Annotated in this window: 25 protein-coding genes and 1 pseudogene; 15 read left to right on the forward strand and 11 right to left on the reverse strand. The window is 71.0% G+C overall.

The features are described 5' to 3' along the window. The 10 genes from M8J74_RS18775 to M8J74_RS18830 all read left to right on the forward strand — a co-directional run. Window positions 1-941 (forward strand): alpha/beta fold hydrolase (locus M8J74_RS18775; RefSeq protein WP_249837542.1); only part of this gene is annotated, 941 nt, incomplete at its 5' end. Window positions 942-1205: 264 nt separating this feature from the next. Next, window positions 1206-2123, forward strand: coding sequence for a GHMP family kinase ATP-binding protein (locus M8J74_RS18780; RefSeq protein ID WP_249837543.1), 918 nt, complete (start codon window positions 1206-1208; stop codon window positions 2121-2123). A 3-nt stretch (window positions 2124-2126) separates the two neighbouring features. Next, window positions 2127-3185, forward strand: a complete 1059-nt coding sequence (locus M8J74_RS18785) for a PLP-dependent cysteine synthase family protein (protein WP_249837544.1) — start codon at window positions 2127-2129, stop codon at window positions 3183-3185. Then, complete coding sequence (locus tag M8J74_RS18790) at window positions 3182-4441, forward strand: ATP-grasp domain-containing protein (RefSeq protein ID WP_249837545.1); 1260 nt, start codon at window positions 3182-3184, stop codon at window positions 4439-4441. Before M8J74_RS18785 ends, M8J74_RS18790 begins: the two co-directional genes overlap by 4 nt. Further along, entirely contained in the window at window positions 4438-5949 is a 1512-nt protein-coding gene (locus M8J74_RS44535; protein ID WP_283948307.1) for an argininosuccinate lyase, read from the forward strand. Before M8J74_RS18790 ends, M8J74_RS44535 begins: the two co-directional genes overlap by 4 nt. Further along, window positions 5946-7256, forward strand: a complete 1311-nt coding sequence (locus M8J74_RS18805; protein WP_249837546.1) for an MFS transporter — start codon at window positions 5946-5948, stop codon at window positions 7254-7256. Before M8J74_RS44535 ends, M8J74_RS18805 begins: the two co-directional genes overlap by 4 nt. Then, window positions 7253-8044 (forward strand): 4'-phosphopantetheinyl transferase family protein, encoded by a 792-nt coding sequence (locus M8J74_RS18810; RefSeq protein WP_249837547.1) that lies wholly within the window; start codon window positions 7253-7255, stop codon window positions 8042-8044. Before M8J74_RS18805 ends, M8J74_RS18810 begins: the two co-directional genes overlap by 4 nt. A 304-nt stretch (window positions 8045-8348) precedes the next feature. Then, window positions 8349-8930: an ArsR/SmtB family transcription factor gene (locus M8J74_RS18815; RefSeq protein WP_249837548.1), complete on the forward strand. Its 582-nt coding sequence runs from the start codon at window positions 8349-8351 to the stop codon at window positions 8928-8930. 748 nt (window positions 8931-9678) lie between these two features. Then, window positions 9679-10020: a MerR family transcriptional regulator gene (locus tag M8J74_RS18825; protein WP_249837550.1), complete on the forward strand. Its 342-nt coding sequence runs from the start codon at window positions 9679-9681 to the stop codon at window positions 10018-10020. 192 nt (window positions 10021-10212) lie between these two features. Then, window positions 10213-11898 (forward strand): ribonuclease J, encoded by a 1686-nt coding sequence (locus M8J74_RS18830; RefSeq protein WP_249837551.1) that lies wholly within the window; start codon window positions 10213-10215, stop codon window positions 11896-11898. A 157-nt stretch (window positions 11899-12055) separates the two neighbouring features. Here M8J74_RS18830 and M8J74_RS18835 read toward each other — a convergent pair whose 3' ends face one another. The 8 genes from M8J74_RS18835 to M8J74_RS18870 all read right to left on the reverse strand — a co-directional run bounded on the left by M8J74_RS18835 (window position 12056) and on the right by M8J74_RS18870 (window position 20137). Next, window positions 12056-12364 (reverse strand): SCO5918 family protein, encoded by a 309-nt coding sequence (locus M8J74_RS18835; RefSeq protein WP_249837552.1) that lies wholly within the window; start codon window positions 12362-12364, stop codon window positions 12056-12058. An 82-nt stretch (window positions 12365-12446) separates the two neighbouring features. Continuing rightward, entirely contained in the window at window positions 12447-12788 is a 342-nt protein-coding gene (locus M8J74_RS44540) for a CBS domain-containing protein (RefSeq protein WP_308406068.1), read from the reverse strand. Between the two features lie 60 nt (window positions 12789-12848). Continuing rightward, complete coding sequence (locus tag M8J74_RS18845; protein WP_249837553.1) at window positions 12849-14342, reverse strand: DEAD/DEAH box helicase; 1494 nt, start codon at window positions 14340-14342, stop codon at window positions 12849-12851. A gap of 342 nt (window positions 14343-14684) precedes the next feature. Beyond that, window positions 14685-14888, reverse strand: a complete 204-nt coding sequence (locus tag M8J74_RS18850) for a cold-shock protein (protein ID WP_014145516.1) — start codon at window positions 14886-14888, stop codon at window positions 14685-14687. Between the two features lie 381 nt (window positions 14889-15269). After that, the gene (locus M8J74_RS18855) at window positions 15270-15722 is read right to left on the reverse strand and encodes a DUF5994 family protein (RefSeq protein ID WP_249837554.1); all 453 of its coding nucleotides are present in this window, start codon (window positions 15720-15722) and stop codon (window positions 15270-15272) included. Between the two features lie 248 nt (window positions 15723-15970). Next, window positions 15971-17071: a transaldolase gene (gene tal / locus M8J74_RS18860; protein WP_249837555.1), complete on the reverse strand. Its 1101-nt coding sequence runs from the start codon at window positions 17069-17071 to the stop codon at window positions 15971-15973. 62 nt (window positions 17072-17133) lie between these two features. Continuing rightward, window positions 17134-19371, reverse strand: a complete 2238-nt coding sequence (tkt, locus tag M8J74_RS18865) for a transketolase (protein WP_372500209.1) — start codon at window positions 19369-19371, stop codon at window positions 17134-17136. Window positions 19372-19471: 100 nt separating this feature from the next. Further along, window positions 19472-20137, reverse strand: coding sequence for an HAD family hydrolase (locus M8J74_RS18870; protein ID WP_249837556.1), 666 nt, complete (start codon window positions 20135-20137; stop codon window positions 19472-19474). 483 nt (window positions 20138-20620) lie between these two features. On the opposite strand from M8J74_RS18870, the gene M8J74_RS18875 reads away from it, so the two are divergent. Next, entirely contained in the window at window positions 20621-20857 is a 237-nt protein-coding gene (locus tag M8J74_RS18875) for a hypothetical protein (protein WP_249837557.1), read from the forward strand. A gap of 662 nt (window positions 20858-21519) precedes the next feature. Next, a pseudogene (locus tag M8J74_RS45020) lies at window positions 21520-21630 on the forward strand (IS3 family transposase); the annotation flags it as partial. 111 nt (window positions 21631-21741) lie between these two features. Here M8J74_RS45020 and M8J74_RS18885 read toward each other — a convergent pair. Then, complete coding sequence (locus M8J74_RS18885; protein ID WP_249837612.1) at window positions 21742-22209, reverse strand: hypothetical protein; 468 nt, start codon at window positions 22207-22209, stop codon at window positions 21742-21744. Window positions 22210-22299: 90 nt separating this feature from the next. On the opposite strand from M8J74_RS18885, the gene M8J74_RS18890 reads away from it, so the two are divergent. Beyond that, complete coding sequence (locus M8J74_RS18890) at window positions 22300-22656, forward strand: MerR family transcriptional regulator (protein ID WP_249837558.1); 357 nt, start codon at window positions 22300-22302, stop codon at window positions 22654-22656. A gap of 379 nt (window positions 22657-23035) precedes the next feature. Beyond that, window positions 23036-23257 carry a DUF7489 domain-containing protein gene (locus M8J74_RS18895; RefSeq protein ID WP_249837559.1) on the forward strand — a complete coding sequence of 74 codons (222 nt, stop codon included), beginning with the start codon at window positions 23036-23038 and terminating at the stop codon, window positions 23255-23257. An 885-nt stretch (window positions 23258-24142) separates the two neighbouring features. Here M8J74_RS18895 and M8J74_RS18900 read toward each other — a convergent pair. Further along, window positions 24143-24694 carry a DUF5994 family protein gene (locus M8J74_RS18900; RefSeq protein WP_249837560.1) on the reverse strand — a complete coding sequence of 184 codons (552 nt, stop codon included), beginning with the start codon at window positions 24692-24694 and terminating at the stop codon, window positions 24143-24145. A gap of 156 nt (window positions 24695-24850) precedes the next feature. After that, window positions 24851-25102: a hypothetical protein gene (locus M8J74_RS18905; RefSeq protein ID WP_249837561.1), complete on the reverse strand. Its 252-nt coding sequence runs from the start codon at window positions 25100-25102 to the stop codon at window positions 24851-24853. 107 nt (window positions 25103-25209) lie between these two features. Here M8J74_RS18905 and M8J74_RS18910 point away from each other — a divergent pair, with 107 nt between their 5' ends. Next, complete coding sequence (locus tag M8J74_RS18910) at window positions 25210-25446, forward strand: hypothetical protein (protein ID WP_249837562.1); 237 nt, start codon at window positions 25210-25212, stop codon at window positions 25444-25446. The last annotated feature ends 22 nt before the right edge of the window (window positions 25447-25468 follow it).

Genomic DNA, 25468 nt, shown 5'->3' on the forward strand with positions numbered 1-25468 from the left:
ACTCCCTCCTCGCCACCCGGCTGATCAGCCGTATCCGCACCGTGTGGGACACCCGCGTCACCATCCGCGATCTGTTCCAGAGCCCCACCCCGGCGCTGCTCGCCGAGCACATCGCGGCGGGCAGCGGCGGCAACCCGCTCGACACCGTGCTGCCGATCAGGGCGGCGACCGGCCGGGACGCGCAGGCGGCCCCCCTGTTCTGCGTGCACGCCGTCTCCGGGGTGAGCTGGGGGTACGCCGGACTGCTGCCGCACCTGGGCGCCGACCGGCCCCTGATCGCCCTCCAGGCGCGCCGGCTCGGCGGCACCCGGCAGGCGCCGGGCTCCGTCGAGGAGATGGCGGACGACTACCTCGCCGAGATCCGCAAGGTGCAGCCGCACGGCCCGTACCACCTGCTCGGCTGGTCCTTCGGCGGGCTCGTCGCACACGCCGTCGCCGCTCGTCTCGAAGCGGCGGGGGAGGAGGTGGCGCTGCTGGCGCTGCTCGACTCCTATCCGCTGCCCGAGGGGTTCCGGGCGCCCGAGATCGACGGCCGGCACGTGCTGACCGCCCTGCTGGGCAGCCGGGGCGAGTCGGTGCCGGTGCGGTGCGCGGACTCGGTGCCGGACGTGGCCGAACTCGCCGAGGCGCTGCGGCAGTCGGACCCGGTGCTCGCGGGTCTGGAGCACGCGCAGGCGGCGGCCGTGGTGGCGGCGACCCTGGACAACCTGCGGATGCGCTACCGGTACGTGCCGCAGGTGCGCTTCGGCGGCGACGCGCTGTTCTTCGACGCGACCGGCACCCCGGCGGCCACGTCGGGGTCGGCGGCCTGGGCACCGTATGTGGGGGGCCGTATCGAGGAGTTCGCGGTGGACTGCGAGCACGCGGCGATGACCGAGGCGGAGCCGCTGCGGGCGATCGGGCAGGTGCTCGCCCGCCGGCTGCGGCCGGCGCGCATCTGACCCGACGGCACACCCCTCAAGGGCCCGTACGGTGCACACGCCGTACGGGCCCCGCGGCGTGTCCGCGACGCTCCCGCCGGGCCGGGCGGCGTGTCCGCGACGCTCCCGCCGGGCCGTCGCGTGGTGCCGCCGGCCGTGAACTGCCCGCAGACTGCCGCTTCAGCAGCCGGATCCGGCGTCCGCCGCTGCTTAGCGTGAAGGGGTCCGCATGATCGGCCAGGCCCAGTCAGCGGTCCGGTCCGGCCCCCAGAGGAAGTCAAGGACATGGTGGATCATTCCGGTTGGCGCGTCGGCGTCGCTTCCGCGCCGATACATCACGGCGAAATACTCCAGGGCGTCTTTGCGCACGAGGGCCAGCTCACCCGCGGGCTGGTCACGATGCCCTGCACCGTCCACACCACCCAGGCGTCCTTCCAGCCCGCCCGGGGCGGGGAGCTGACCGTTTCCCCGGCCTGGAAGTCCAAGGCGCGGCGCGCGGCGCAGCTCGCCGTCGAGGCCTGTGTCGGGCCCGGGCAGGGGCCGGTCGGCGGGCATCTGGAACTGACCGGTGATGTGCCGCTGTGCCGCGGTTTCGGCTCCTCGACCAGTGACGTGCTGGCCGCGATCTGGGCCGTCCAGGACGCTCTGGTCAGCCCGCTGCCGCCGGAGTGCGTCGCGCGGATCGCGGTGCGCGCGGAGACCGCCTCCGACTCCCTGATGTTCAAGGAGAGTTCGGTGCTGTTCGCGCAGCGCGAGGGCAAGGTCATCGAGGACTTCGGCTACCGGATCCCGGCCGTGCGGGTCCTCGGCTTCGGCTCCCGGCCCGACAACGACGGCAAGGGCGTCGACACCCTCGCCTTCCCGCCGGCCCGCTACGACGACACCGAGGCCGGGGCCTTCGCCGAACTGCACGCGATGCTGCGCGAGGCCATCCACACCAAGGACGTCGCCCTGGTCGGCGCGGTGGCCACCGCCAGCACCGAGATCAACCAGCGGCACCTGCCCATCCCGCTCCTGGAGAGCCTGCGCGCCATCGAGCGGGAGACCGGGGCCCTGGGCATCCAGGCCGCGCACAGCGGGGACATCGCCGGACTGCTGTACGACCGCGACGACCCGGAGGTCGACGCCCGCACCGAGCACGGCCGGCGACTGCTGCACAACATCGGCATCCACGAGCAGTGGATCTTCACGACGGGTGACTGACACATGACCACTTCCACGATCGCGGGCGCCGCGCGGGTGCACGACTCGGTGGTGGACGCCACCGAGCTGCCCCGCATCATCCAGGTGACCGACAACCTCTACGCCGCCGCGTTCAGCCTGATGAAGCTGCTGCCCGCACGGTTCATCGTCGACCGCGCGGAGGCCTCGGGGCAGCTGCGGCCCGGCACCCGGATCATCGAGACCTCCTCCGGCACCTTCGCGCTGGGGCTTGCGATGGTGTGCCGGCTGCGCGGCTACGACCTGACCATCGTCGGGGACTCCGCGATCGACCGGGACCTGCGCAACCGGCTTCAGATGCTGGGCGCCACCGTCGAGATCGTCGAGTACGCCGGCCAGCCCGGCGGCATCCAGGGCGCCCGCCTGGCCCGCGTGGAGGAACTGCGCCGGCTGCACCCGGACAGCTTCGTGCCCGGCCAGTACGACAACCCCGACAACCCCGGCGCCTACGCGGTCGTCGCCCAGCTGATCGAGGAGACCGTCGGCTCGGTGGACTGCCTGGTCGGACCGGTCGGCTCCGGCGGATCCACCGGAGGCCTGGCCGCCGCCCTGCGCCCCGCCGACCCCGCCCTGCACCTGGTCGGCGTCGACACCCACGGCTCGATCATCTTCGGCACCCCCGACGGCCCGCGCACCCTGCGCGGCCTGGGCAGCAGCATCCACCCGGGCAACGTGCGCCACGCCGCCTACGACGAGGTGCACTGGGTCACCGCGGCCGAGGCCTTCCACGCCACCCACGAACTGTTCCGCACCCACGGCCTGTTCATGGGCCCCACCAGCGGCGCCTCCTTCCAGGTCGCCTCCTGGTGGGCCGCCCGCAACCCCGACAGCAAGGTCGTCATGGTGCTGCCCGACGAGGGCTACCGCTACCAGTCGACCGTCTACAACTCCGACTGGCTGCGCGAGCAGGGCATCGAACCGGCCCCCGCCCCGCACGGCCCCACCACCGTCACCCACCCCCTGGACGCCCCGTCGACCTGGTCCCGCCTGGTGTGGGCGCGGCGCGCCTTCGACGACGTGATGATGCCGGAGGCCGGCGCATGAACACCCCGCTGCTGTTGTTCATCGAGTCCAACACCACCGGTACGGGCCGCCAGTTCGCGCAACGGGCCCGCGCCCTGGGCGCCGAGCCGGTGCTGCTGAGCGCAGACCCCGCCCGCTACCCCTACGCCGCCCAGGACGGCCTGCGCACCATCGTCGTGGACACCGCGGACGACGACGCCCTGTGGACGGCCGTCCAGCACCTCGCCGCCACCGCGCGCATCGCCGGGGTGCTGTCCAGCTCCGAGTACTACGTCGCCACCGCCGCCGACCTGGCCGCCCGGCTCGCCCTGGCGGGGCCGTCGGCCGACGCGGTGCGCGCCTGCCGCGACAAGTCCCTCCAGCGCCGCACCCTGGCCCAGGCGGGCGTGCCCGTGCCCTGGTTCTCGGTGGCCGGCGAGGTCGCCGAGGCGGTCGCCGCCGCCCAGTGGTTGGGCGGCGAGGTGGTCGTCAAGCCGGTGCAGGGCTCCGGCAGCCTGGGCGTGCGCCTGTGCCGGGACGCCGGCGAAGTCGCCGCGCACGCACGCGAGTTGCTGGCCGCCACGGTCAACGAGCGCGGGCTGAAAACGCCCGCCCGGATCCTGGTGGAGCAGTACCTCACCGGGCCGGAGTTCTCCGTCGAGGTCTTCGGCGAGCACGCCGTGGTCAGCGTCGCCAAGCACGTCGGCGCACCGCCGGTCTTCGTGGAGACGGGCCACGACGTGCCGGCCGTGCTGCCCGCGCCCCAGGCCGCCGCCCTCGTCGACAGCGCCGTGCACGCCGTCAAGGCCCTCGGCCTGGGCTGGGGCGCCGCCCACGTCGAACTGCGCCTGGACGGCGGCGTGGCCCGCGTCATCGAGGTCAATCCGCGCCTGGCCGGCGGGATGATCCCGGAACTGGTGCGCCGCGCCCGGGGCATTGACCTGGTCGGCGCCCAGGTGCGCGCCGGACTCGGCCTGCCCGTCGACCTCACCGACACCAGCACCGGCGCGGGCGCCGCCTCCATCCGCTTCCTCACCGCCGACGCCCACGCCGTCCTGGGGGACACCGACGCCGCCGAGGCCGCCGCGCTCGCCGTGCCCGCCGTGGTGGACGCCGCCCTCTACCGCCCACCCGGCACCCGGGTCGCACCGGCCGAGGACTTCCGCGGCCGGCTCGGCCACGTCATCGCCGTCGCCGCCGACCCGGCCGCATCGGCGGAAGCGGCCGACACCGCCCGGGCCCTGGGCCTGGCCACCGCCCTGGAATCCACCCCGGTCAGGCAGGGAGCGCCGGTATGACCACCACACCGCACGCCGGCCAGGCGCAGGGCGTGGACACCGGGCGGCTGCGCACCGCGCTCGACGCCCGCGCCCACCGCATCGTCTACGACCAGTACCGGCCCGGCGCCGACGACCCGATCGGGCAGGAACTGCGGCTGATCAGCGAGGTGGACCGGGCCCACCTGGTCATGCTCGCCGAACGCGGCATCGTCGACGCCGCCCGCGCCGGGGCGCTGCTGGATACCATCGAGGCCCTGCGCGCCGACGACTTCGCACCCGTCCGGGAGCGCCCCATGCCGCGCGGGCTGTACCTGGCCTACGAGGGCTGGCTCGTGGACCGGCTCGGCCAGGAGACCGGCGGCGTGCTGCACACTGGCCGCTCCCGCAACGACCTCAACGCCACCACCGTACGGCTGCGGGTACGCACCCCCTATGCCCGGCTGCTCGCCGAGACGCTGGAACTCGCCGAGGTCCTGCTCGAGAAGGCCGAGCGCTACCGCGCCGTCACCATGCCCGCCTACACACACGGCCAGCCCGCGGTCCCCATCAGCTACGGCCACTACCTGTGCGGCGTCGCCGGGGCGGTGCTGCGCTCGGCCGGGGACCTGCTCGACGCGGGCGGCGAGATCGACATCAACCCGCTCGGCGCGGGCGCCGTCGGCGGCACCTCCGTGCCCGTCGACCCCGCGCGCACCGCCGAACTCCTGGGGTTCACCGGCGCGTCGGCGAACTCGGTCGACGCCGTCGCCTCCCGCGACTTCGTGCTGCGCTTGCTGTCGGCCGCCGCCGTGCTCGGGGTGCTCATGGCCCGCATCGCCCGCGACCTGACCTGGTGGACCACCGAGGAGTTCGGGCTGCTGAGGATGGCCGACGACCTGGTCGGCTCCAGCTCGATGATGCCGCAAAAACGCAACCCCTTCCTGCTGGAGCACATCCAGGGCCGCTCCAGCGCCGCCCTGGCCGGCTTCACCGGCGCCGCCACCGCCATGTCCACCGCCGGCTACACCAACGCCATCGCCGTCGGCACCGAGGCCGTACGCCACCTGTGGCCCGGCCTGGCCGGCACCGAGGAGGCCGCGACCCTGCTGCGCCTGGTCGTCGCCGGCGCCGAACCCGACCGGGCGCGTATGACGGCCCGGGCCCGCGACGGCTTCACCGCCGCCACCTACCTCGCCGAACGCCTCGTCGTGGACGGCATGCCCTTCCGCACCGCCCACCACCTCGTCGGCGAGACCGTCCTTGGCGCCCTGGACGGCGGCCTCCCGCTGTCGGATGCGGCCCGCGCACAGCCCGCCGTGGCCGGCGCGGCCGCCGGATATCCCGACCACTGGCTGGAGCCGGAGACGGTCGCCGCCGCCTGCGCCCACGGCGGCGGACCCGGCGGCACCGCACCCGAGGCCGCCCTGACCCAGGCACGCGCACAACTGGCCGCCGTAACATCGGAGTTCGACGCGCGCCGGGCACGCTGGACCGCGGCCGCCGACCGCCTCACCGACGACGTGAACCGGGTGATGATCCAGCGATGAGGACCACCACCGTCACCCCGCCCCGGCCGCGTGGCGGACTGCTGCGCCGGCGGGACTTCCGGCTGCTGTGGGCGGGCGAGACCATGAGCCGCTTCGGCAGCAACATCACCGGCGTCGCCATGCCGCTGGTCGCGGTCGTCACCCTGGACGCGAGCACCTTCTGGGTGAGCGCGCTGGCCGCCGCGGCCTGGCTGCCCTGGCTGCTGGTCGGCCTGCCCGCCGGAGCCTGGGTGGACCGGCTGCCGCGCCGCCCGCTGATGCTGGCCTGCAACCTGGGCTCCATGCTGCTGCTGGCGAGCGTGCCGCTGGCGGCCTGGCTGGACGCCCTGACCATGACCCAGCTGCTGGTGGTCGCGCTGCTGACCGGGCTGGCCAACGTCTTCTTCTCCATCGCCTACCGTGTCTACCTGCCCTCGGTGGTGGACCGTGAGGACCTCGCCGAGGCCAACGCCAAACTCCAGGGCAGCGAGTCCGCCGCCCAGCTCGCCGGGCTCGGCGGCGGAGGCATGCTGGCCGGGGTGTTCGGCGCGGTCAGCGGCCTCCTCGTCGACGCCGCGACCTTCCTCGCCTCCACCCTGTGCCTGCTCGGCATCCGCAGCACCGAACCCCGCCCCACCGCGCCCGCCGCACCCCGCGCGCTGCGCCAGGACGTCAGCGACGGCCTGCACTACACCCTGCGCGACCCCTACCTGCGCGTCCTGACCGCCTACGGCACCGTCACCAACCTGCTGCTCACCGGCTACCAGGCCCTCCTCACCGTCTTCCTGGTACGCGACCTGGGCGTCGGCCCGTCCGCAGTGGGCTGGCTGCTGGCCGGCGCCAGCGTCGGCGGCCTGCTCGGCGCCGTCGTCGCCGGCCGCCTGGCAAGGCGCTTCGGCTCCGCCCGCGGCATGCTGCTGGCCAAGTTCGCCACCGCACCCTTCGGCCTGCTCATCCCGCTGGCCCAACCCGGCTGGCGGGTCGTCCTGCTCGCCCTCGGCGGCGCGGTCCTCGCCCTCGGCGTGGTCTCCGCCAACGTCATCCAGGGCACCTTCCGCCAGCAGTACTGCCCGCCGCACCTGCTCGGCCGCATCACCGCGAGCATGTCGGTCGCCAACTTCGGCGCCATCCCCATCGGCTCCCTCCTCGGCGGCATCCTCGGCAGCGCGCTCGGCGTCCGGCCCGCACTGTGGCTGCTCACCGGCGGCCTCGCGGTCAGCTCCGCCCTGCTGCTGGCCGGCCCGCTGCGCACCCGCCGCGACCTGCCCACCGCACCACCCCTGCCGTCCGACACCGACAACCAGAAGGGGCCGGTGAGTGATCCATGAGCGGTTCCCCGCCCCCCGCGACCGCCCCCCTGCTCACGGTGCCCCCCGGCCGGCCCCTGCCCCACCCCGGATCCCTGGACCTGTACCTCCTCAGAGTCCCCGACGTCCGCGGCATTGCCCTCGACACCGCCGTACTGGACGACGGCGAACGCCGGCGCGCCGCCGAACTCGCCCACGCCGACGACCGGATCCGCTTCACCACGGCCCACCTGGCGCTGCGCCGGCTGCTCTCCACCTACCTCGACACCCGGCCCCAGGACATCCGCTACGGCCGTGAGACCTGCCCGTGCTGCGGCGGACCGCACGGCCGGCCGACCGTCCTGGGCGCCACCCGCGAACTGCACTTCTCGCTCTCCCACCGGGGCGACCTCGTCCTGATGGGCACGGCGGTGGCCCCCATCGGCGTGGACGTGGACCTGATCGCCGACCCCGCCAGCGCCACCGAACTCGCCGCCATGCTGCACCCGGCCGAACAGGCGGAGATCCAGGCCCTGCCGCCGATGCGCCGGCCCCGTGCCCTGGCTCGCCTGTGGACCCGCAAGGAGGCCTACCTCAAGGGCCTGGGCACCGGCCTCGGCCGCGACCCGGCCGCCGACTACGTCGGCTCCGGATCCCCCGACGGCCCCCACCCGCCCGCCGGCTGGACCCTCCTGGACATCCCCGTGGACCGCGGCTACGCGGCGGCCGTCGCCGTCCACGCCACCCTGACCATCCCCGCGCCCCGGCTCAGCCGCCTTTCTTCTCATGACATCCGCGACACCCCACCCGACGGCGCGGCAGGCCGCTGAGGCCTGACACCGTCCTGCCCAAAGGCGCTGATCACCTTCCTGCCGGCCGAGTCCGCCGGCAGGCAGCGGCCACGGCGCCGCCACCACGGTGCCGGGGCAGAAGGGCAAAGGGCACGGGGCGGGTGTGAGGCCGCGACGAACCGTCCGGCCCCGCCCGAGGACGCTCCCGCGACGCGCTGAGCACCACGATCCGTACTGCGGTGGGTCCGGTGGGGGCCGTCCAGAAACACCCTGAGGCGCGCTCACCCCCACATGATGCAAAGAATACGTTGCAATGCTTCCTTTGCATCGCTATCTTTGCAGCATGAACGAGCCCCACGATGCGCAGGTTCGCAATCTCGATGCTCGATCCCTGCGTGGCCTGGCACACCCGCTGCGCATGCGCCTGCTGGACGCCCTGCGCTTCGGCGGCCCCGCCACCGCGTCCCAACTCGCCGACAGACTGGGCGAATCAAGCGGTGCGACCAGCTACCACCTGCGACAGCTCGCCCTGCACGGCTTCATCGAGGACGCCCCCGAGCGCGGCAAGGGCCGGGAGCGGTGGTGGAAGGCGGCCCACAAAGGCCTGCGCTTCGACGACGCACTCCTCACCGACGCCAGCCCGGACGTGCGCGGGGCCGCCGACCTGTACCTCCACGAAGTCGCCACCACCCAGACGCGGGACCTGTCGACCTGGCTCGGCAACCGCCAGACGTGGCCGGAGGAATGGAACCGCACCTGGGACATGAGCAGCGCGACACTGCGGCTGACCCCCGAACTGACCCAGGAACTCGTCGAGAAGATGCACGCCCTCATCGACACCTACCGCGACCGGGCCACGGACGACGACGCCGACAGCGCCCAGGTACGCATCCACACGCACGCGTTCCCCCTCACGACGGAGTGAAAGGCCAGAGCCCCGATGCACCCCGACAACCACCTCGCCCTGCACCATGCCCGCGCCGCCGAACTCCGCGCCGAAGCCGATGAACACCGTCTCGCCGCAGCGACCCGCCCCTCGCGGGATCTCCGTACCCGTCTCGGCTGGGCCCTCGTGGACGTCGGCCTGCGGATGGCGGCTGCCCCCAGGGCGACAGCCGCCACTGCATAGCGCCGTCGGCGACCGCCACCCCTGCGCGGGGCGGCCCTCACCATGCCGGGCTTCACCCGGGACCCCACTCTTCTGGATGCACCCGTGTAAAGACTCCAAGCACTGCCCATAAAGAAAACCTGTCATGACGGCAGTAGACATTGGAGCGCCACAGGGGTACTGTTCTGCTCGTACTCAGGAAGTCGAAGAGGGCACGGCAGACACGAACTGCCGTGCTGGCAGGTCAAGAAGGACACAGCCCCGCGAAGGGGCCGTGAGCAGTACCCGCGGTATCCAGCAGTACAGCCGAGTAACCGAAAGTAAGGAGCGAGACGCCATCAGGATCGCCCGGGCAAGGAAGTAGCCCGCCCGGGTACCGCAGGCCCCGGATTGGAAGGTGGTCCCCGGTCACGCATCCGCGATCCCCGCAGCCCCGCCCTCCCAGGCGGACCCTGCGGATACACAAGGCCGGCGCAGCAGGCCGGTAGATGGTGTTGAAAGCTCGGGGCCCGGGCGCCGCTATGGCGTCCGGGCCCCTCGACGCGTCCGTTGAAAGAAGAGGTCTATGCCCCCTGGCAGTTCCCGCTCCGTCACCCCCTTGGATGACGACGACTACCCCGCCTACACCATGGGACGGGCCGCCGAGATGCTCGGCACCACCCCCGCCTTCCTGCGCACCCTGGGCGAGCTCCGCCTGATCACCCCGCTGCGCTCCGAGGGCGGCCGCCGCCGCTACTCCCGCTACCAGCTGCGCATCGCCGGCCGCGCACGGGAACTCGTCGACCAGGGCACCCCCATCGAGGCCGCCTGCCGCATCATCATCCTCGAAGACCAGCTCGAGGAAGCCCAGCGCATCAACGAACAACTGCGCGCACAAGACCGCGAGCAGCCGACCACCTCAACCTGAACGGGCAGAGGGCCGACCACGGCGGGCGGGGCGATGAGCCCCGCCCTTCGCGCCTCCGTGGCCGGCGGTACGCGTCAGACACGCGGCCCCACCCTGAGGACCCGTACCCGTGGCCGGGAAGACGCCCGCAGACCTGGGCGCTGGTACGGGCAATGGATCATCCCGTCCCGCTCTCCGGGTACCGTCAGGGGTATGAGCCATCCGCACCCCGAACTGAAAGCCGCCCCGCCCCTTCCCGAAGGAGGGCTGCGGGTCATCGCCCTGGGCGGCCTGGGGGAGATCGGCCGCAACATGACCGTCTTCGAGCACGCCGGCAAGCTGCTCATCGTCGACTGCGGCGTGCTGTTCCCCGAGGAGACCCAGCCCGGCGTGGACGTGATCCTGCCGGACTTCACCTCGATCAGGGACCGGCTGGACGACGTCGTGGGCATCGTCCTCACCCACGGTCACGAGGACCACATCGGCGGCGTGCCGTACCTGCTGCGCGAACGGCGCGACATCCCCGTCATCGGGTCCAAGCTGACGCTGGCTTTCTTGGAGGCCAAGCTCAAGGAGCACGGCATCCGGCCGCGCACGGTACGGGTGCGCGAGGGCGACCGGCGCGGTTTCGGGCCCTTCGACTGCGAGTTCGTGGCGGTCAACCACTCCATCCCCGACAGTCTCGCGGTCGCGATCCGCACCCGGGCCGGGATGGTGCTGCACACCGGCGACTTCAAGATGGACCAGTTCCCTCTGGATGACCGCATCACCGATCTGCGTGCCTTCGCCCGCCTGGGCGAGGAGGGCGTGGACCTGTTCCTCACCGACTCCACCAACGCCGAAGTCCCCGGCTTCACCACCTCCGAGCGGGAGCTGAACCCGGCGATCGAGCAGGTGATGCGCACCGCGCCGCGCCGGGTCATCGTCTCCAGCTTCGCCAGCCATGTGCACCGCATCCAGCAGGTCCTGGACGCCGCCCACCAGCACGGCCGCAAGGTCGCCTTCGTCGGCCGGTCGATGGTCCGCAACATGGGCATCGCCCGTGACCTCGGCTATCTGAAGGTCCCCTCCGGTCTGGTCGTGAGCACCAAGGAGCTGGAGAAACTCCCGGACCACAAGGTCACCCTGGTGTGCACCGGCTCCCAGGGCGAGCCGATGGCCGCGCTGTCACGGATGGCCAACCGCGACCACATGATCCGCATCGGCAAGGACGACACCGTCCTGCTCGCCAGCTCCCTCATCCCCGGCAACGAGAACGCCATCTACCGCGTCATCAACGGACTCACCCGGTGGGGCGCCCACGTGGTCCACAAGGGCAACGCCAAGGTGCACGTCTCCGGGCACGCCAGCGCCGGCGAACTCGTCTACTGCTACAACATCGTCAAACCCCGCAACGTCATGCCCGTGCACGGCGAATGGCGCCACCTGCGGGCCAACGGCGACCTCGCCATCCGTACCGGCGTCGATCCCGAACGGGTCGTCATCGCCGAGGACGGCGTCGTCGTCGACCTGGTCGACGGGCGCGCGTCCATCACCGGCAAGGTCCCCGCCGGCAACGTCTACGTCGACGGCATGGAGGTCGGCGGCGCCACCGAGGCCTCCCTCAAGGACCGTCTCACCCTCGCCGCCGAAGGCGTGGTGACGGTGGTGGCGATCGTCGACGCGGACACCGGCGCCCTCGCCGAGGCACCGGACTTCCTCGCCCGGGGTTTCGTCCACGACGACGCCACCTTCGAGCCGGTCATCCCCGTCATCGAGAAGACCCTGGCCACCGCGGCCGAGGAAGGCGTCGGGGACGCCCGCCAACTCGAACAACTCGTCGCCCGCGCCGTGGCGAACTGGGCGTTCCGCACCCACCGCCGCAGGCCCCTCATCATCCCCGTCATCATCGACGCCTGAGTCAGGCCCGCCGGCTGACCTCGGTCAGCCGGCGGCGCTGTGTCGTCACCGGTCGACGGCTTCCACAGCCATGGAGGCCGCACGCAGTGGGGGCCCGACCGGTGCACCGGTCGGGCCCCCACTGCTGCTCAGATGTCGGCTGGTGCCTGCTGCCCGGTCAGACCGTCACGGGAGTGCCGAGCATCGCGGATGCGTGCTGCACCGAGCCCGGGACGGTCAAAGGTGCGGCCTTGGGCAGGGCGCGGCAGGTGAAGCCGAGCTGAGTCATGGCCCGCAGGACTTCGGTGGCGCTGAAGTCACGGCGGTCCTGGCGGGTGATGACGTGGCCGACTTGCTTGGCGGGGTAGTGGCGACGGCCGATGATCACCGATTCTCCGGTGACCGGTTCGGGCTTGATGCCCTTCATCGATTCCAGCACTCCGCCCTTGGTGAGCTCGAAGGGGAAGCGGGCGATGACGCAGCGCATGTGGCCTCACAGGAAGAAGGGAAGACGGTCCGACCAGGGGCGAGGAGTTCCTCGGAAGTGCCCGGGGCGCTGTTCTGCTCGGCTACGACTGGCGGAACATCGAGGCGAGGGGAACACATCGCGTGCTCGGCTTCGCCACCGTGGTCAGCGGGGTGAACGATCCGTGCAAGCCGCGCAGGTCGCGCAGGCGGACGCGGTCCGTGCGAGCGCCGCTTGCGCGGATGGTGGTGAGGTCGGTTCGGGTCACCAGGCCGACGGGCTGGTCGTCCTGGTCGCAGACGACCAGGCGGTCCGTGCGTGCTGCGGCCATGAGGGCCAGCGCCACCTCGACGCTCATGTCGTCACAGACCTGCGGTCCGGCCGCGTCCATGACGTCCACCGCCGTCCTGTGCAGGGTGTTGGCGTCCGCCGTGCGGGGCTGCATCTGAATCAGCGTCAAAAGGTGCCTCCTGTCGAGAGGGGTCGGCTTCCTGATCATCAAGGTCTAGGCCACGGTGTCGAGGGCGGGCCGGCGTGCGGGGGTGCGCCGGGTCGCCGAGGAGGGGCGGCGCCGGCCACGGGAGGTAGCGCTGCGCTTGGGGCGTTCGACCACCGGCACGGTGATGACGACCGGGATGCCGGACGGGGCCTGGGCTCCGGTGATCCGGCTCAGGGCCTCGTCTCCCGAACGGACCTGGGTGGTCTGCGGCCGGATTCCGGCGTCCGACATGAGGCGGACCATGCCGCGGCGCTGGTTCGGGGTGACGAGCGTGACGACGCTGCCGGACTCGCCGGCGCGGGCGGTGCGGCCTCCGCGGTGGAGGTAGTCCTTGTGGTCGGTCGGCGGGTCGACGTTGACGACCAGGTCGAGGTTGTCGACGTGGATGCCGCGTGCCGCGACATTGGTCGCCACCAGCACGGTGACGTGTCCCGTCTTGAACTGCGCCAGCGTGCGGGTGCGCTGCGGCTGCGACTTGCCGCCGTGCAGCGCCGCGGCCCGTACCCCGCTGTTGAGCAGGTCCTGGGTGAGCCGGTCGACGGCGTGCTTGGTGTCCAGGAACATGATCACGCGGCCGTCGCGGGCGGCGATCTCGGTCGTGGCGGCGTGCTTGTCGGCCCCGTGGACGTGCAGGACGTGGTGTTCCATCGTCGTGACCGCGCCGGCAGAGGGGTCGACCGAATGCACGACGGGGTCGGTCAGATAGCGGCGCACCAGCAGGTCGACGTTACGGTCCAAGGTGGCGGAGAACAGCATCCGCTGCCCCTTGGGACGCACCTGGTCGAGCAGCGCGGTGACCTGCGGCATGAAGCCCATGTCGGCCATCTGGTCGGCCTCGTCCAGCACCGTGATGTCCACGTGGTTCAGCCTGCAGTCGCCGCGGTCGATGAGGTCCTTGAGCCGTCCGGGCGTCGCGACGACGACCTCGGCCCCGCCGCGCAGTGCGCCGGCCTGCCGGCCGATCGACATCCCGCCCACCACCGTGGCCAGCCGCAGCCCGACACAACGGGCGTACGGCGTGAGCGCGTCGGTCACCTGCTGGGCCAGCTCACGCGTGGGGACCAGGATCAGCCCCAGCGGCTGGCGGGGCTCAGCGCGCCGTCCGGCGGTACGGGCGAGCAGGGCGAGGCCGAAGGCGAGGGTCTTGCCGGAACCGGTGCGCCCGCGGCCCAGGACGTCACGGCCCGCCAGGGAGTTCGGCAGCGTCGCTGCCTGGATCGGGAACGGCACGGTCACCCCCTGCTTGCCGAGTTCGGCCAGGAGCTGTGCGGGCATGGCGAGATCGGCGAACGCCTCGACGGCGGGCAGCGCGGGGGTGATCGTCTTCGGCGGCGCGAACTCACCGCGAACCGCGGCGGGCCGGCGGCCGAAACCGCCGGAACGGGCAGGCCCGCCGGAACGGTGCGGTGCACGCGTCGTAAAGCGGCTGCTGCCCTTTCCGGCGTCGGCACCGCCCTGACGGGCTCGGGTGGAGCGGTCGTTCGTGCGTGTGCGGTTCATGCGGAACCTTCCTCGATGCGGCACATATCAAGGAATTCCCGCTGCGTTGAGCGGCACGACGAATTACAAGTATGGACCGAAGCCAAAAGACAGCAGATCTGGCCGGCGGAAATCTCCGGGGCGCAGACGCCGAAAAGGGACGCAATGGAGGCCCTTGAGTTCTGGGCGTCGACTGCGGTACAGCTCGCAGGATGCGCCTGCGCGCCTGAAGGAGGAGTCGCGTGTGTCGAGACTGCGGATTCCTCCGCGTAGTCCCGCGGGTGAAACCGGCGCGGGAGACGCGTGCAGCTGGGGCCCGCACCCCGAAGGATGCGGGCCCCAGCTACAGATGGTGCGTGAGCGTCAGGCGAGAACGATGTTCTCGGCCGTCGGGCCCTTCTGGCCCTGCGCGATGTCGAAGGTGACCTTCTGGCCTTCGAGCAGCTCACGGAAGCCCTGCGCGGCAATGTTCGAGTAGTGGGCGAACACGTCAGCGCCGCCACCGTCCTGCTCGATGAAGCCGAAGCCCTTTTCCGCGTTGAACCACTTCACGGTACCAGCAGCCATGTCATATCTCCTTGGGGCAGTACATCGGAATCCGCACTGCGCGGACACCGAGTCGCCGCGATGATTACCCCGCCGGAAATGACCGGAAATACAGAAGTGCTCCCATCCGGCAGAACCGGGTGGGGGCACCTGAAGTTTTGGGAACCACAACTGCAACTTGCACTGACAGTAGCACACTGAAACGGCCCGTGCACAAAACGCAATTCTGCTCCACACGGTGCGGCAAAAATCCTCACCATGCGGCCAGGTGAAACCTTACTTCGCGAGCACAGACTTTGATCCCCCTCGGAGTGCTGTGTAACTCTGCTTCGCCGGTGAGGAAGGGCTAATTTCCTCTGCCCGTCTTGAATTCTCCCTTAGAGATGACAGATATCTGACATCTCAGTGGGTCAGGAGCGCGCTCGCGTCGAGGCGGAGCGCAGGGTCGACAGCGGCGCGCATCAGCCGTGCGGCCGTGCCGACGGGAGACCGCGGCGGGACGACCAGGAGCACCCAGCGTCCTACGGTGTCGCAGTCCAGGATGATGACGTGCTCCTCACCCGCGGAATCCGTCGGGTCCACGGTGATCACTCGGCCGGGCGCCATCACCTTGTGCGGTACGTCGGGCCATTGGGCGGCGTCCACGGTGACGCACACCGTGGTACCCCAACCCGGCTCCAACGCGGCGACCAGCGAGGGCAGTTCCAGTTCCAGAGCGCCACAGCGCGGCCACCATGCACCGTCCAGCGGGCCGTGGCTGACGCCCGAGGCGAGGGCCAGACGGGGCAGGGGCATGCGATAGGTGTGTTCCTCGTCCGCGAACGGGGCTTCGGCGGGCGTTCTGCTGGATTCCATCGTGCGGTCCCGTCCCGGGAGCCGGGGTCGGCTGCCCGCTTCGTCACTCGCCGGGAACGGCACCGCTGATAGCGCTGCGCGAATAGCCCTCGGTGGGTGCAGCATACGTCCGGACCGGCGGCAGCGGGCGGGGGAGTGATGGCCGGCCCGTTCACAGCGCCGACACCGCACGCACTCGGTTGCACGCAGCCCTTGGGGCGGCCGGTGGTGCCCGAGGTGTAGATGACCGTGGCACTGGTTGGGCTGGTTCACTTCCTGTCTTCGAGCTGTGAGCGGACTGACTTGGTGAGTTCGTCCCAGGAGGCGGCGAACTTCCTGACGCCCTCGTCCTCGACGACTTTGAAGACGTCGTCGAGGTCGACACCGGCATCGGCCACGGCCTTCATGACCTGCGCCGCCTCGTCGTAGGTCTGCGGGATGGGCGTGCCGGGGCGGCCGTGGTCGGCGTAGGCCTTCAGAGTCTTTTCCGGCATGGTGTTCACGGTGTCCGGCGCGATGAGGTCGCTGACGTACAGGGTGTCGGGGTAGTCCTGGTTCTTCACGCCGGTCGATGCCCACAGCGGCCGCTGCGGCTTGGCGCCCTGCGCCTCCAGTGCGCGCCAGCGGTCGCAGGAGAAGACCTCTTCGTAGGCCTGGTAGGCGAGCCGTGCGTTGGCCACCGCGGCTTTGCCCTTGAGGGAGGGGTCCGCGCCGGCCTCGTCCAGTCGCTTGTCGATCTCGGTGTCCACGCGGGAGACGAAGAAGGACGCCACCGACTCGATCCCGTCCAGCGATCCGCCGGCCTGCAGACGCTCCTCGAGTCCGGACAGGTAGGCGTCCATGACCGCCCGGTACCGCTCGGGGCTGAAGATGAGGGTGACGTTGACGCTGATGCCGCGTGCGATGGACGTGGTGATCGCAGCCAGGCCCTCCTGCGTCGCCGGGATCTTGATGTACAGGTTGGGCCGGTCGACCAGCCACCACAGGTGAGCCGCCTCCGCGGCCGTGGCGTCGGTGTCGTGCGCCACCCCGGGGGACACCTCGAGCGACACCCGGCCGTCACGGCCAGTGCGCTGAGCCACCGGAGCGAGCAGGTCACAGGCGTCGCGGACGTCAGCGGCGGTGATGGTCCGCAGCGCCTCATCGACGCTGACCTTGCGGACGGCCATCGCGTGCACCTGGTCGTCGTAGGAGTCCGACCCGCTGATCGCGGCGGCGAAGATGGTCGGGTTCGTGGTGACGCCCACAACGCAGTAGTCATCGACCAGCGACTGCAGATTGCCGCTGCGGATGCGGTCGCGCGAGAGGTCGTCGAGCCAGACGGCGACCCCGGCTGCCGACAGCTCGGCCAGCTTCTCGTTCTGTGTCATGACAGTGCCTTCCTGGCTCGAAGCACGGGGCGAAGCGCGAGAGGAGGAGACGAGCCGGCGGGTCAACGATCGCCGGTGGGGGCGTGCAGGACGCCGGAACTGTCCGGGCCGACGGGGGCCAGCGGCGGTGCCTCGGCGGCGGCAAGGCTTTCCCGGGCCGCGGCGACGACCGCGTCCGCGGTGAGCCCGAACTGCTCGTACAGCACGGTGTAGGCCGCGCTGGCGCCGTAGTGGTCGAGGCCGACGATGCGGCCGGCGTCGCCGACGAACTCCCGCCAGCCCATGGGCACGCCGGCCTCGACGCTCACCCGGGCGCGCACCGCCGGCGGCAGCACCTGCTCGCGGTAGGCCCGGTCCTGGTCCGCGAACCACTCCCAGCACGGCAGTGACACGACCCTCGTCGGGATGCCGTCTGCCTCCAGCGTCTCCCGGGCGGCGACGGCGATCTGCACCTCGCTTCCGGTGCCCATCAAGATGACCTCGGGACTGCCGCTGGAGGCTTCGGCCAGCACATAGCCGCCCCGGGCGACGCCCTCGGCCGACGCGAACCGGGTGCGGTCGAAGACGGGCAGGTTCTGCCGGGACAGGGCGAGTCCGGCCGGGCGGTCGTTGTGCTCGAGGATGGTGCGCCAGGCCACCGCGGTCTCGTTGGCGTCGGCCGGGCGGACGAAGTCCAGGCCGGGGATGGCCCGCAGCGCCGCGTAGTGCTCGATGGGCTGGTGGGTGGGGCCGTCCTCGCCCAGTCCGATGGAGTCGTGCGTCCACACATAGGTGACCGGCAGCTGCATGAGCGCGGCCAGCCGCACCGCACCGCGCATGTAGTCGGAGAAGGTCAGGAACGTGCCGCCGTACACGCGGGTCCCGCCGTGCAGCGCGATGCCGTTCATGATCGCGCCCATGGCGTGCTCGCGGACGCCGAAGTGCAGCGTGCGCCCGTACGGGCCGCCCGACCACATCTTGGTCTGCCGGTTCTCGGGCAGGAACGAGGCCTCCCCCTTGACCGCGGTGTTGTTGCTCTCCGCCAGGTCGGCCGAACCACCCCACAGCTCCGGCAGGACCGGGTACAGGGCGGCGAGGACCTCGCCGGAAGCCTTCCGGGTCGCCACGCCCTTCGGATCGGCGTCCCAGACCGGCAGGTCGTCCGCCCAGCCCTGCGGCAGCCGACGGGTGGACAGCCGCTCCAGCAGTGCGGCACCGTCGGGGTTGCCGGCCCGCCACGCGTCGAAGCGCTGTTGCCACGTCGCGTGCGCCTGCGCGCCGCGCTCGGCGACCCGGCGGGCGTGCTCGAGCACCTCCGGGTCGACCTCGAACGTCTTGTCGGGGTCGAAGCCGAGGATCTCCTTGGTCGCCCGGACCTCGTCCTCGCCCAGCGCGGATCCGTGGGCCGCGCCGGTGTTCTGCTTGTTCGGCGCGGGCCAGCCGATGATCGTGTGCAGCACGATCAGCGACGGGCGGCCCGTCTCGGCCCGGGCAGCGGCCAGCGCGCGGTCGACCGCGGCCAGGTCCTCGCCGTCGTCGACGTGCTGCACGTGCCAGCCGTACGCCTCGTACCGCTTGCCGACGTCCTCGGTGAACGCGATGTCGGTGTCGTCCTCGATCGAGATCCGGTTGGCGTCGTAGACCAGGACCAGATTGCCCAGCTCCTGCGTGCCGGCCAGCGACGACGCCTCGCCGCTGACGCCCTCCTCCAGGTCGCCGTCGGAGGCGAACGCCCACACCGTGTGGTCGAAGACGCTCTCGCCCTGGGGGGTGTCGGGGTCCAGCAGACCGCGCTCGCGGCGGGCGGCCATCGCCATGCCGACGGCGTTGCCGACGCCCTGGCCGAGGGGGCCGGTCGTCGTCTCCACCCCCGGTGTGTGGTTGACCTCGGGATGGCCCGGGGTCGCAGAGCCCCAGGTGCGAAGCGCCTGAAGATCGGAAAGTTCCAGGCCGTAGCCGGAGAGGAAGAGCTGGATGTACAAGGTGAGGCTCGAGTGCCCCATCGACAGCACGAAGCGGTCACGGCCGACCCAGTTCGGATCGCCCGGGTCGTGGCGCAGCCACTTCTGGAACAGCAGGTAGGCGGTGGGGGCCATGCTCATCGCGGTGCCGGGGTGGCCGTTGCCGGTCTTCTGCACGGCATCCATCGCCAGCACGCGCACGGTGTCGATCGCACGGCGGTCGAGATCGCCCATCCCCTCGGGGAGGGTGGGGTGCGGCTGGAAGGGGGTGCCGGTGGGTGTGTCACTCGCGGCCTCGGCGGGAGCCTCGGGCCGGGTGCTCTTCGCCTCGGTGGCGGGGTCTGCCTCATTGGCGGTCATGGGTGGCGGTACTCCCTTGGGGGTGGGACGGTGGATGCTTTTTCACCGCGCGGCCGGTATCGGGCACCGCAACCGGGCGGGCCCGGCGCTGGTGGGGGCGTCAGGCGAGTGGCGTGTCGTCCAGTGCCTTCGCGAGGTCGCCGGGGGTGTCATAGAGGGCGATGGCGCCGGCCTTGTGCAGCTCGTCGTCCCCGAAGCCGCCGGAACGGACGACGATCGCCGGCATCCCCGCTCTCTTGGCCGCCTCAACGTCCCACACCGAATCGCCGACCATCACACTCGACGCGTCAGGCGGCGCTCCCAACTTCTTCAGCGCCACCTGCAGCAGATCCGGCGCCGGCTTGGAGGACTCCACATCGGCGCTGGTGGTCCAGTCGTCGACGATGTCACGGGCGTCCAGCCTGTCCAAAAAGACCTCCACGTGACGCTGCTGAGCAGAGCTGGCCAGCACCAGCCGGTGACCGCGCTCTTTGACCGCCACGAGGAGATCGCGGGCACCGGGCAACGGCGCCATCTCCTCCAGCAGCTCGTCGACCTCCCGGCCCTGCTGCTCCCTGGCCCGGTCGCCCACCCGGCGCTCCAGTTCCTCGCCACCGACAGCGGTGACCACCTGATCCCCGCCCATCCCGATCAGCCGGTGCAGCCGCCACACCGGATACACCTCGCCCACCGAGCGCAGTGCCCGGTACCAGGCGAGGGCATGGTGGTAGTTGGAGTCGATCAGTGTCCCGTCGATGTCGAGGACGGCGATGGTGGATGCGGTCACGCTCACCGGCTACCCGCCGGCCCGGTACCCACACGGAGACCGGTCAGCCTGCTCATCCTGCCGGCCGCCGCCGTCATCGCCGTCATCTATGGCGTTCTCGCCCGTATCGCGGGCGAGAAGCCGGCGAGCAGCAGCCTGGTGGGCAGGAGGCGTTCAAACAAGTCGTGCTGGAGCAGGACGAGGGCCATGACCAGTAGCTCAAGGGGGAAAAGCTGCCCGGGAGCGAGGGGCACGGGGTGCCGGGCGGAGCGCAGGGTTTCGGTGCAGGAGACCCGGTCGCACGCTGCGCCGTCACCACTGCGGACTTCCCGCAAGCCACAAGCCATGGCCGTCCACGCTGCCCACCGGGGCGACCTGGGCACCACCTGGGCAAGGTCTGTGCAACGGCCACGGCCGGGGCCCGGTCGAGGCGGAGCCAAGCGAAGTCCCCTCATGTGCAGGTCGCGGCGGGGAGCTCAGCGGTGCGCGGCTTAAGTTTCTTCCGTGACACACACCTTCGAAGAGCTCCTGGAGATGCAATGCGCCGCCGACCGGGCGCACGCGACCGTGCAAGCCCTACGGGACCAAAGCGATCCGCCCGCCTACGAGACCGCATGGCAGGCATGGCGCGACCTCGCCCATGAGGCACACACTGCGATCACCGAGCACGCGAAAGAGCAGGGCGTGATGCGGGCCGGAGTGGAGCTTGAGGTGAAGAGGGCCGTCCGGTACACCGAGTAGCGAGCACGCAGAGTGGTCGCCGGCACGGTGAGCTGTCCGGCGCCGGACCAGCGCGAGCTTTACGGGCGTCTGACGGGTGAGGGCGTGCCCCAGGGGCCTTTGTGAGTGGTGGACACGCTGACACTGCATCTGCTTGACCCGGAGGAAGCGAGAAGACCGCCGATGGCGATGAAGGACTACCCGGACGAGTTCAAGGCCGATGCCGTGGCCTTGATACGAGTCCACGCCCGCGGCGACGTACAAGAGCATCGCCGCCGACCTGGGCATTAACGGGCCACCCTGCATGAGGGGGTGTTGCGGGACCGCGAACGCCGCGGGGCCGCCCCCGCCGGACCCTCTGCGGGCGGGATGCCGGCGGCCCAGGCCGGGCAGATGACCTCGACCGCCGATCCGGACGAGCGGATTCGGCAACTGGAGGCCCGGGTGGCCGAACTCGAAGCGAGCGAGCGGAGGCCAGCGACCGAGCGGGACATACTCCGCAAGGCGGCCAAGTGTTTCGCCGGGGAGACCAACTGGCGAGTCGCTTCCAGTTCGTCGCCGGCCACCGGGACGCCTACGGCGTGAAGCGGCTGTGCGAGGTCTTGGGCCTGAACCGGTCCGGCTGATACAAGTGGCTCTCCGGCAGGAAGGCGAGGTCGTCCCGGCAGAGCGAGGACCGGCTCCTGGCCGAGCGAATTCGCGAGGTCCACGGCGAGTCCGGCGGTGCCCAGGGCTCCCCACGAGTGACCGCGGAGCTCCGCGCGAAGGGCCTGCGGATCAACGAGAAGCGGGTCACCCGTGTCATGCCACATTCTCCATCCTGGTGCGCCGGCACGGCAGTTGCTCCTGGCGCAGTGGCGAGGTCACTGACGAATGGGGTTTCGGCCAAGAGACTCCGCTGGGTATTACCGGCCCGCGTCGCCGAGCGATTGTCCGGCAAAGAGGTCCATGAAGTCGGTGCGTCGAGCCCGCCACCACGGCACAAGCTGGACGACACCGAATGCCACCTCGGCGACGAAGAACAGCCACAGCCAGCGCGGGGCACCGTGTGCCAGCGCATACGCCTGCCACGCGGCGAAGAGCGTGCGCGCGATGCCGTCGAACAGTCCGTGCACCGGCAGGGGGCTGATGATCCGCAGCAGCGCCCAGACGACCACCACTGAACCCATCAGATTCGCGTAAAGGATCTCTATCGGGTCGAGGGCAGGCAGGGCGCCCGTCCCGAGCGCGTCACCGATCTTCGACAGCGCGTCGTGCACCAGGGCGTAGGTCCACGGCGTGGCGAAACCGGCTGTGACCACGAGGTCGTACCAAGCACTTGTGCGTACGACGCGAAGACAGGCGGGGTGGGAAGGGGTGGAAAGAGGGAACACGGCGAGGCTCCTGCTGGTCTCTGGCACGGACGCCACGACGGTAAACAGTGGAGTACTGTCCAAGGTCAAGTCCGCAGTTCAGGGGGAGCCGTGCGTATCGGGGAGCTGGCCGCGCAAGCGGGACTGACCAGGGACACCATCCGTTTCTACGAGAAGATCGGTCTCGTCACGGGGCGGCGTCTGGCCAACGGTTATCGCGACTTCCCGCCCGAGGCAGTGCCCTGGCTGCAGTACGTCCGCACCGCACAGACGCTCGGCTTCTCGCTGGCCGAGATCGCACAGACCGGCGAGGAACTGCGGAACGCGCCCGACACCGCCGAGGCGTTGTCCGCGCTGTTCGAGGAGAAGATCAAGCTTGTCGATGCGCGTATGACGCAGCTTGCCGCCCTGCGGGCCGAGCTCGACGCACGTGCTGGCACCGGCTGCCCGCTGCGGGCGGCCGGCTGAACCGGGTGAGCATCGACAAGCAGGCCTCGACCTGTCTCAAGGCATTGTTCCAACCTGATCGCGCCGTGGGCGAGTTGGCCAGCTGTACAACGCGACGAAGCTCCTGGTAGCCGGCGTCACGACCAAGATCAACCCATGCTGAGCAGGAGTTTCGTTCGCTTGCCGACCCGTGAAGGTCGCACTCGGCGCCCGGGACGGACCCCAAGTCGTGGTCATGGCCCATGAGTACCGCAGGGCCGGCCCCGGCCGGCCGTCGGACTGCCCCTCCGGCCGTCACGCCGCCCAGGACATTTGTACGGCTCCTGGCGCGACACCTGTACCGCAGTATCCATGCCTCTCGACACTGCACCGAGCTTCTCGCCCTCCATAGACTTGAGGCATGGTCAAATCTCACAAATCAGGACCAGATGACGCCTGGGAAGGCGTCGTCGAGGGCAAGTCGCGAGGCATGCTCGACGGCGCGAACATGTATCACTTCGTCAAGGTGAGACGTGCGGACGGCCAGTCCGTCAAGGTGCGCATCAGCCGCGGCCTGTGGAAGTCGATCGCGGTCGGTGATCGACTCGTGAAGCAGCCGGGCGGCGACCCGGTCAAGGCGTAACCCCAGGGCGTGCCTCGCTGTCTTTCGTCAAGCGAGGTGAGGGCCGCGGGGGTTCGTAGAAGGTCCCGTCGCCGAGCATGGCGAACGGAGGCGGTCAGAGTGGATGCGGTGCTGCCCCCGGCCGGCTGCCCCTGCGCGACGGTGTCGAGCAACGCCTCGGCGTCCGCACGAACCGCGTCCCGCATCAGCAGCCGCCACTGCTCTTTCGCGGGCACGCCGTCGACACCGTCGGGTCCGAGGAGGGCCAGATGCGCTGCCGGCGCCGCCGCCCGGCAGGCTGTGCACCCCACGGCCAGGGCGAGGTTCGGGATTACTGACGGCTGATCCCGCCCTCGGACACGACCTGCGCAGCCATCGCATCGTGGTGAGCTTCGGGCCCTTTTGACGCCGCAGCCGAACAAACAGGCGGGCGGAACGATCTTGTCCTGCGCGTCCGACGGGAGCAGCGGCTCCGGGCTCGGGACGCGGCGTCCGGCCGGGGCCGGAGTCCGGCCGGCGGACTGCCGGGCGCGTGTCCGGTCGTACATCATCGGAGGGCTGCTTCCGTTCCGCCTGAGGGTGTCCGTGGTCTTCTCCACGGCCTGTCTCAGGCCTTCGCAGACGCGGCCGTTCCTGCCTCGGCGGTGCAGTCGCCTGCTGGGCGACCCGGCCGAGCTCTTGCATGACCCTGCCCTTCACCGTCCGCGCCTGATTCCGGATGCTTGGTGCGATGGTCAGGGCCGGTCCTCACTGCTGTCCGGTGGGGGTTCTCGCGGGAACCGGGCGAGGCGGAATGGCGGAATGCCTCGCGGCGTGTTCCGGAGTCGCATGGCCCGCACTGTGCGGCCTTTCCACTCCGGTGACGGTCCGCGTCAACGCGGTGGCCGCGCGATCCGGGGCGTCTCGTCACGGCCGGGGCTGCGGCGCATATGGCCGCATCTCCGCCGCCGGCCGGTCGGGCCGTCCGGTGTCAATGTCGGCCGGTGCCGAGGGGGCGTCGGCCAGTTCCGCCGCCATGAGAGCGGTCGCGGTCGACTGCCGGGCAGTGCTCGCGCTCGCGGCGGCCATCAGCCGGGCCGCCGACGGGGCGCTGACCTCCGGGGGGATCACCAGGAGATCCCAGGGGCCCGACGTTCCGGACAGCAGCAGGATCTTGTGCGGGTCCAGCTCCGTGGTGAACCAACCGACCTTGACCCCATGGCCGTTGACGAAAAGCCGTTCCGGGACGATCGGCCAGTAGCGGGGGTTGACGGCGATACGGGTGATGCGCCCCCACAGCGGGTCCAATACGTCGGCCAGCACGGGGAGTTCGTGGCTCAGGTCACGGGAGCGGGGCCACCAGGCGCCGTCCAGCTCGTCCCGTTCCGGGGAGAGGCTCACGGGTTTGAGGGCGAGGCGTGCGGTCGGGGCCCTGAAGGGCACGGCGCGCGGCGAGGAATGGTCGGTGATCGCGGACATCGTGCGAACCCGTCTCCGAACCCCTGCGCGTGAGCAGTTGCCCGGTGCCGTTGCTCACCAGGAACGGCACCGGTATCGGCGCCGGTACGCGAAGTGCTCCCGATGGGTTCACGCTACTCCCCGAACAGGCGGAATGGACCGCTCCCGCAGGTCCCTTCACGTCCGGCGGCCGTCCTGGCCCGAGGAGCGGCTGGTCTGCAGCCAGGACCGCGCCGGTTCTGCCGCGCTGGTGGTGTCCACCGTCAGCTCGAGGCGGGTCCCTCCCTCGGCGTCCGCGGGATAGCTGCGCTGCTCTGTGGTGGCGAAGCAGTGACGGAGAACCTCCGCGACCCGGCGGGCGACCTCGGGGGAGGCGGCGACGATATGTACGTCGGCGTGCCCGTCGGGGGGAGTTTCCTTGGACTGCATGACGACCTCGTTGTTCCCGCATGGACACGGATCCGTGGACTGGATCTTTCACCCTACTGCTCACACCCGCCCGCGCGGCGACCGCTCGCACGCTCAGCTTCGCCGTCATGTGCTCGGCAATCATCTCCGCAGCAGGCTCCGCGCAGCGCGCGGGCGTGGACCAACTGGTCCGCGGCCTCGCCCTCGTAATCAGCGCTGAGTCGCTGTTCGCCCTGATCGACCTCCGCGGCCTGACCCCCGACGACGCGATCGCCAGCCTCGCGACCACCGCACGGCAGATGACCGCAGCGGCAGTCGCGGCCACCCCCACGAGACTCGCCACCGACTGCACCGCCGAATGCTGACTGGGCTTGCTGCACGAGAGGC

This window comes from Streptomyces panaciradicis (assembly GCF_023516615.1).
Classification (GTDB): Bacteria; Actinomycetota; Actinomycetes; order Streptomycetales; family Streptomycetaceae; genus Streptomyces; species Streptomyces panaciradicis.

Coding starts and splice junctions, on each gene's coding strand:
- M8J74_RS18780 (WP_249837543.1), top strand. CDS start 1,206: ATGGTGGATCATTCCGGTTGGCGCGTCGGCGTCGCTTCCGCGCCGATA.
- M8J74_RS18785 (WP_249837544.1), top strand. CDS start 2,127: ATGACCACTTCCACGATCGCGGGCGCCGCGCGGGTGCACGACTCGGTG.
- M8J74_RS18790 (WP_249837545.1), top strand. CDS start 3,182: ATGAACACCCCGCTGCTGTTGTTCATCGAGTCCAACACCACCGGTACG.
- M8J74_RS44535 (WP_283948307.1), top strand. CDS start 4,438: ATGACCACCACACCGCACGCCGGCCAGGCGCAGGGCGTGGACACCGGG.
- M8J74_RS18805 (WP_249837546.1), top strand. CDS start 5,946: ATGAGGACCACCACCGTCACCCCGCCCCGGCCGCGTGGCGGACTGCTG.
- M8J74_RS18810 (WP_249837547.1), top strand. CDS start 7,253: ATGAGCGGTTCCCCGCCCCCCGCGACCGCCCCCCTGCTCACGGTGCCC.
- M8J74_RS18815 (WP_249837548.1), top strand. CDS start 8,349: ATGAACGAGCCCCACGATGCGCAGGTTCGCAATCTCGATGCTCGATCC.
- M8J74_RS18825 (WP_249837550.1), top strand. CDS start 9,679: ATGCCCCCTGGCAGTTCCCGCTCCGTCACCCCCTTGGATGACGACGAC.
- M8J74_RS18830 (WP_249837551.1), top strand. CDS start 10,213: ATGAGCCATCCGCACCCCGAACTGAAAGCCGCCCCGCCCCTTCCCGAA.
- M8J74_RS18835 (WP_249837552.1), bottom strand. CDS start 12,364: ATGCGCTGCGTCATCGCCCGCTTCCCCTTCGAGCTCACCAAGGGCGGA.
- M8J74_RS44540 (WP_308406068.1), bottom strand. CDS start 12,788: ATGCAGCCCCGCACGGCGGACGCCAACACCCTGCACAGGACGGCGGTG.
- M8J74_RS18845 (WP_249837553.1), bottom strand. CDS start 14,342: ATGAACCGCACACGCACGAACGACCGCTCCACCCGAGCCCGTCAGGGC.
- M8J74_RS18850 (WP_014145516.1), bottom strand. CDS start 14,888: ATGGCTGCTGGTACCGTGAAGTGGTTCAACGCGGAAAAGGGCTTCGGC.
- M8J74_RS18855 (WP_249837554.1), bottom strand. CDS start 15,722: ATGGAATCCAGCAGAACGCCCGCCGAAGCCCCGTTCGCGGACGAGGAA.
- tal (WP_249837555.1), bottom strand. CDS start 17,071: ATGACACAGAACGAGAAGCTGGCCGAGCTGTCGGCAGCCGGGGTCGCC.
- tkt (WP_372500209.1), bottom strand. CDS start 19,371: ATGACCGCCAATGAGGCAGACCCCGCCACCGAGGCGAAGAGCACCCGG.
- M8J74_RS18895 (WP_249837559.1), top strand. CDS start 23,036: ATGGTCAAATCTCACAAATCAGGACCAGATGACGCCTGGGAAGGCGTC.
- M8J74_RS18900 (WP_249837560.1), bottom strand. CDS start 24,694: ATGTCCGCGATCACCGACCATTCCTCGCCGCGCGCCGTGCCCTTCAGG.
- M8J74_RS18905 (WP_249837561.1), bottom strand. CDS start 25,102: ATGCAGTCCAAGGAAACTCCCCCCGACGGGCACGCCGACGTACATATC.
- M8J74_RS18910 (WP_249837562.1), top strand. CDS start 25,210: ATGTGCTCGGCAATCATCTCCGCAGCAGGCTCCGCGCAGCGCGCGGGC.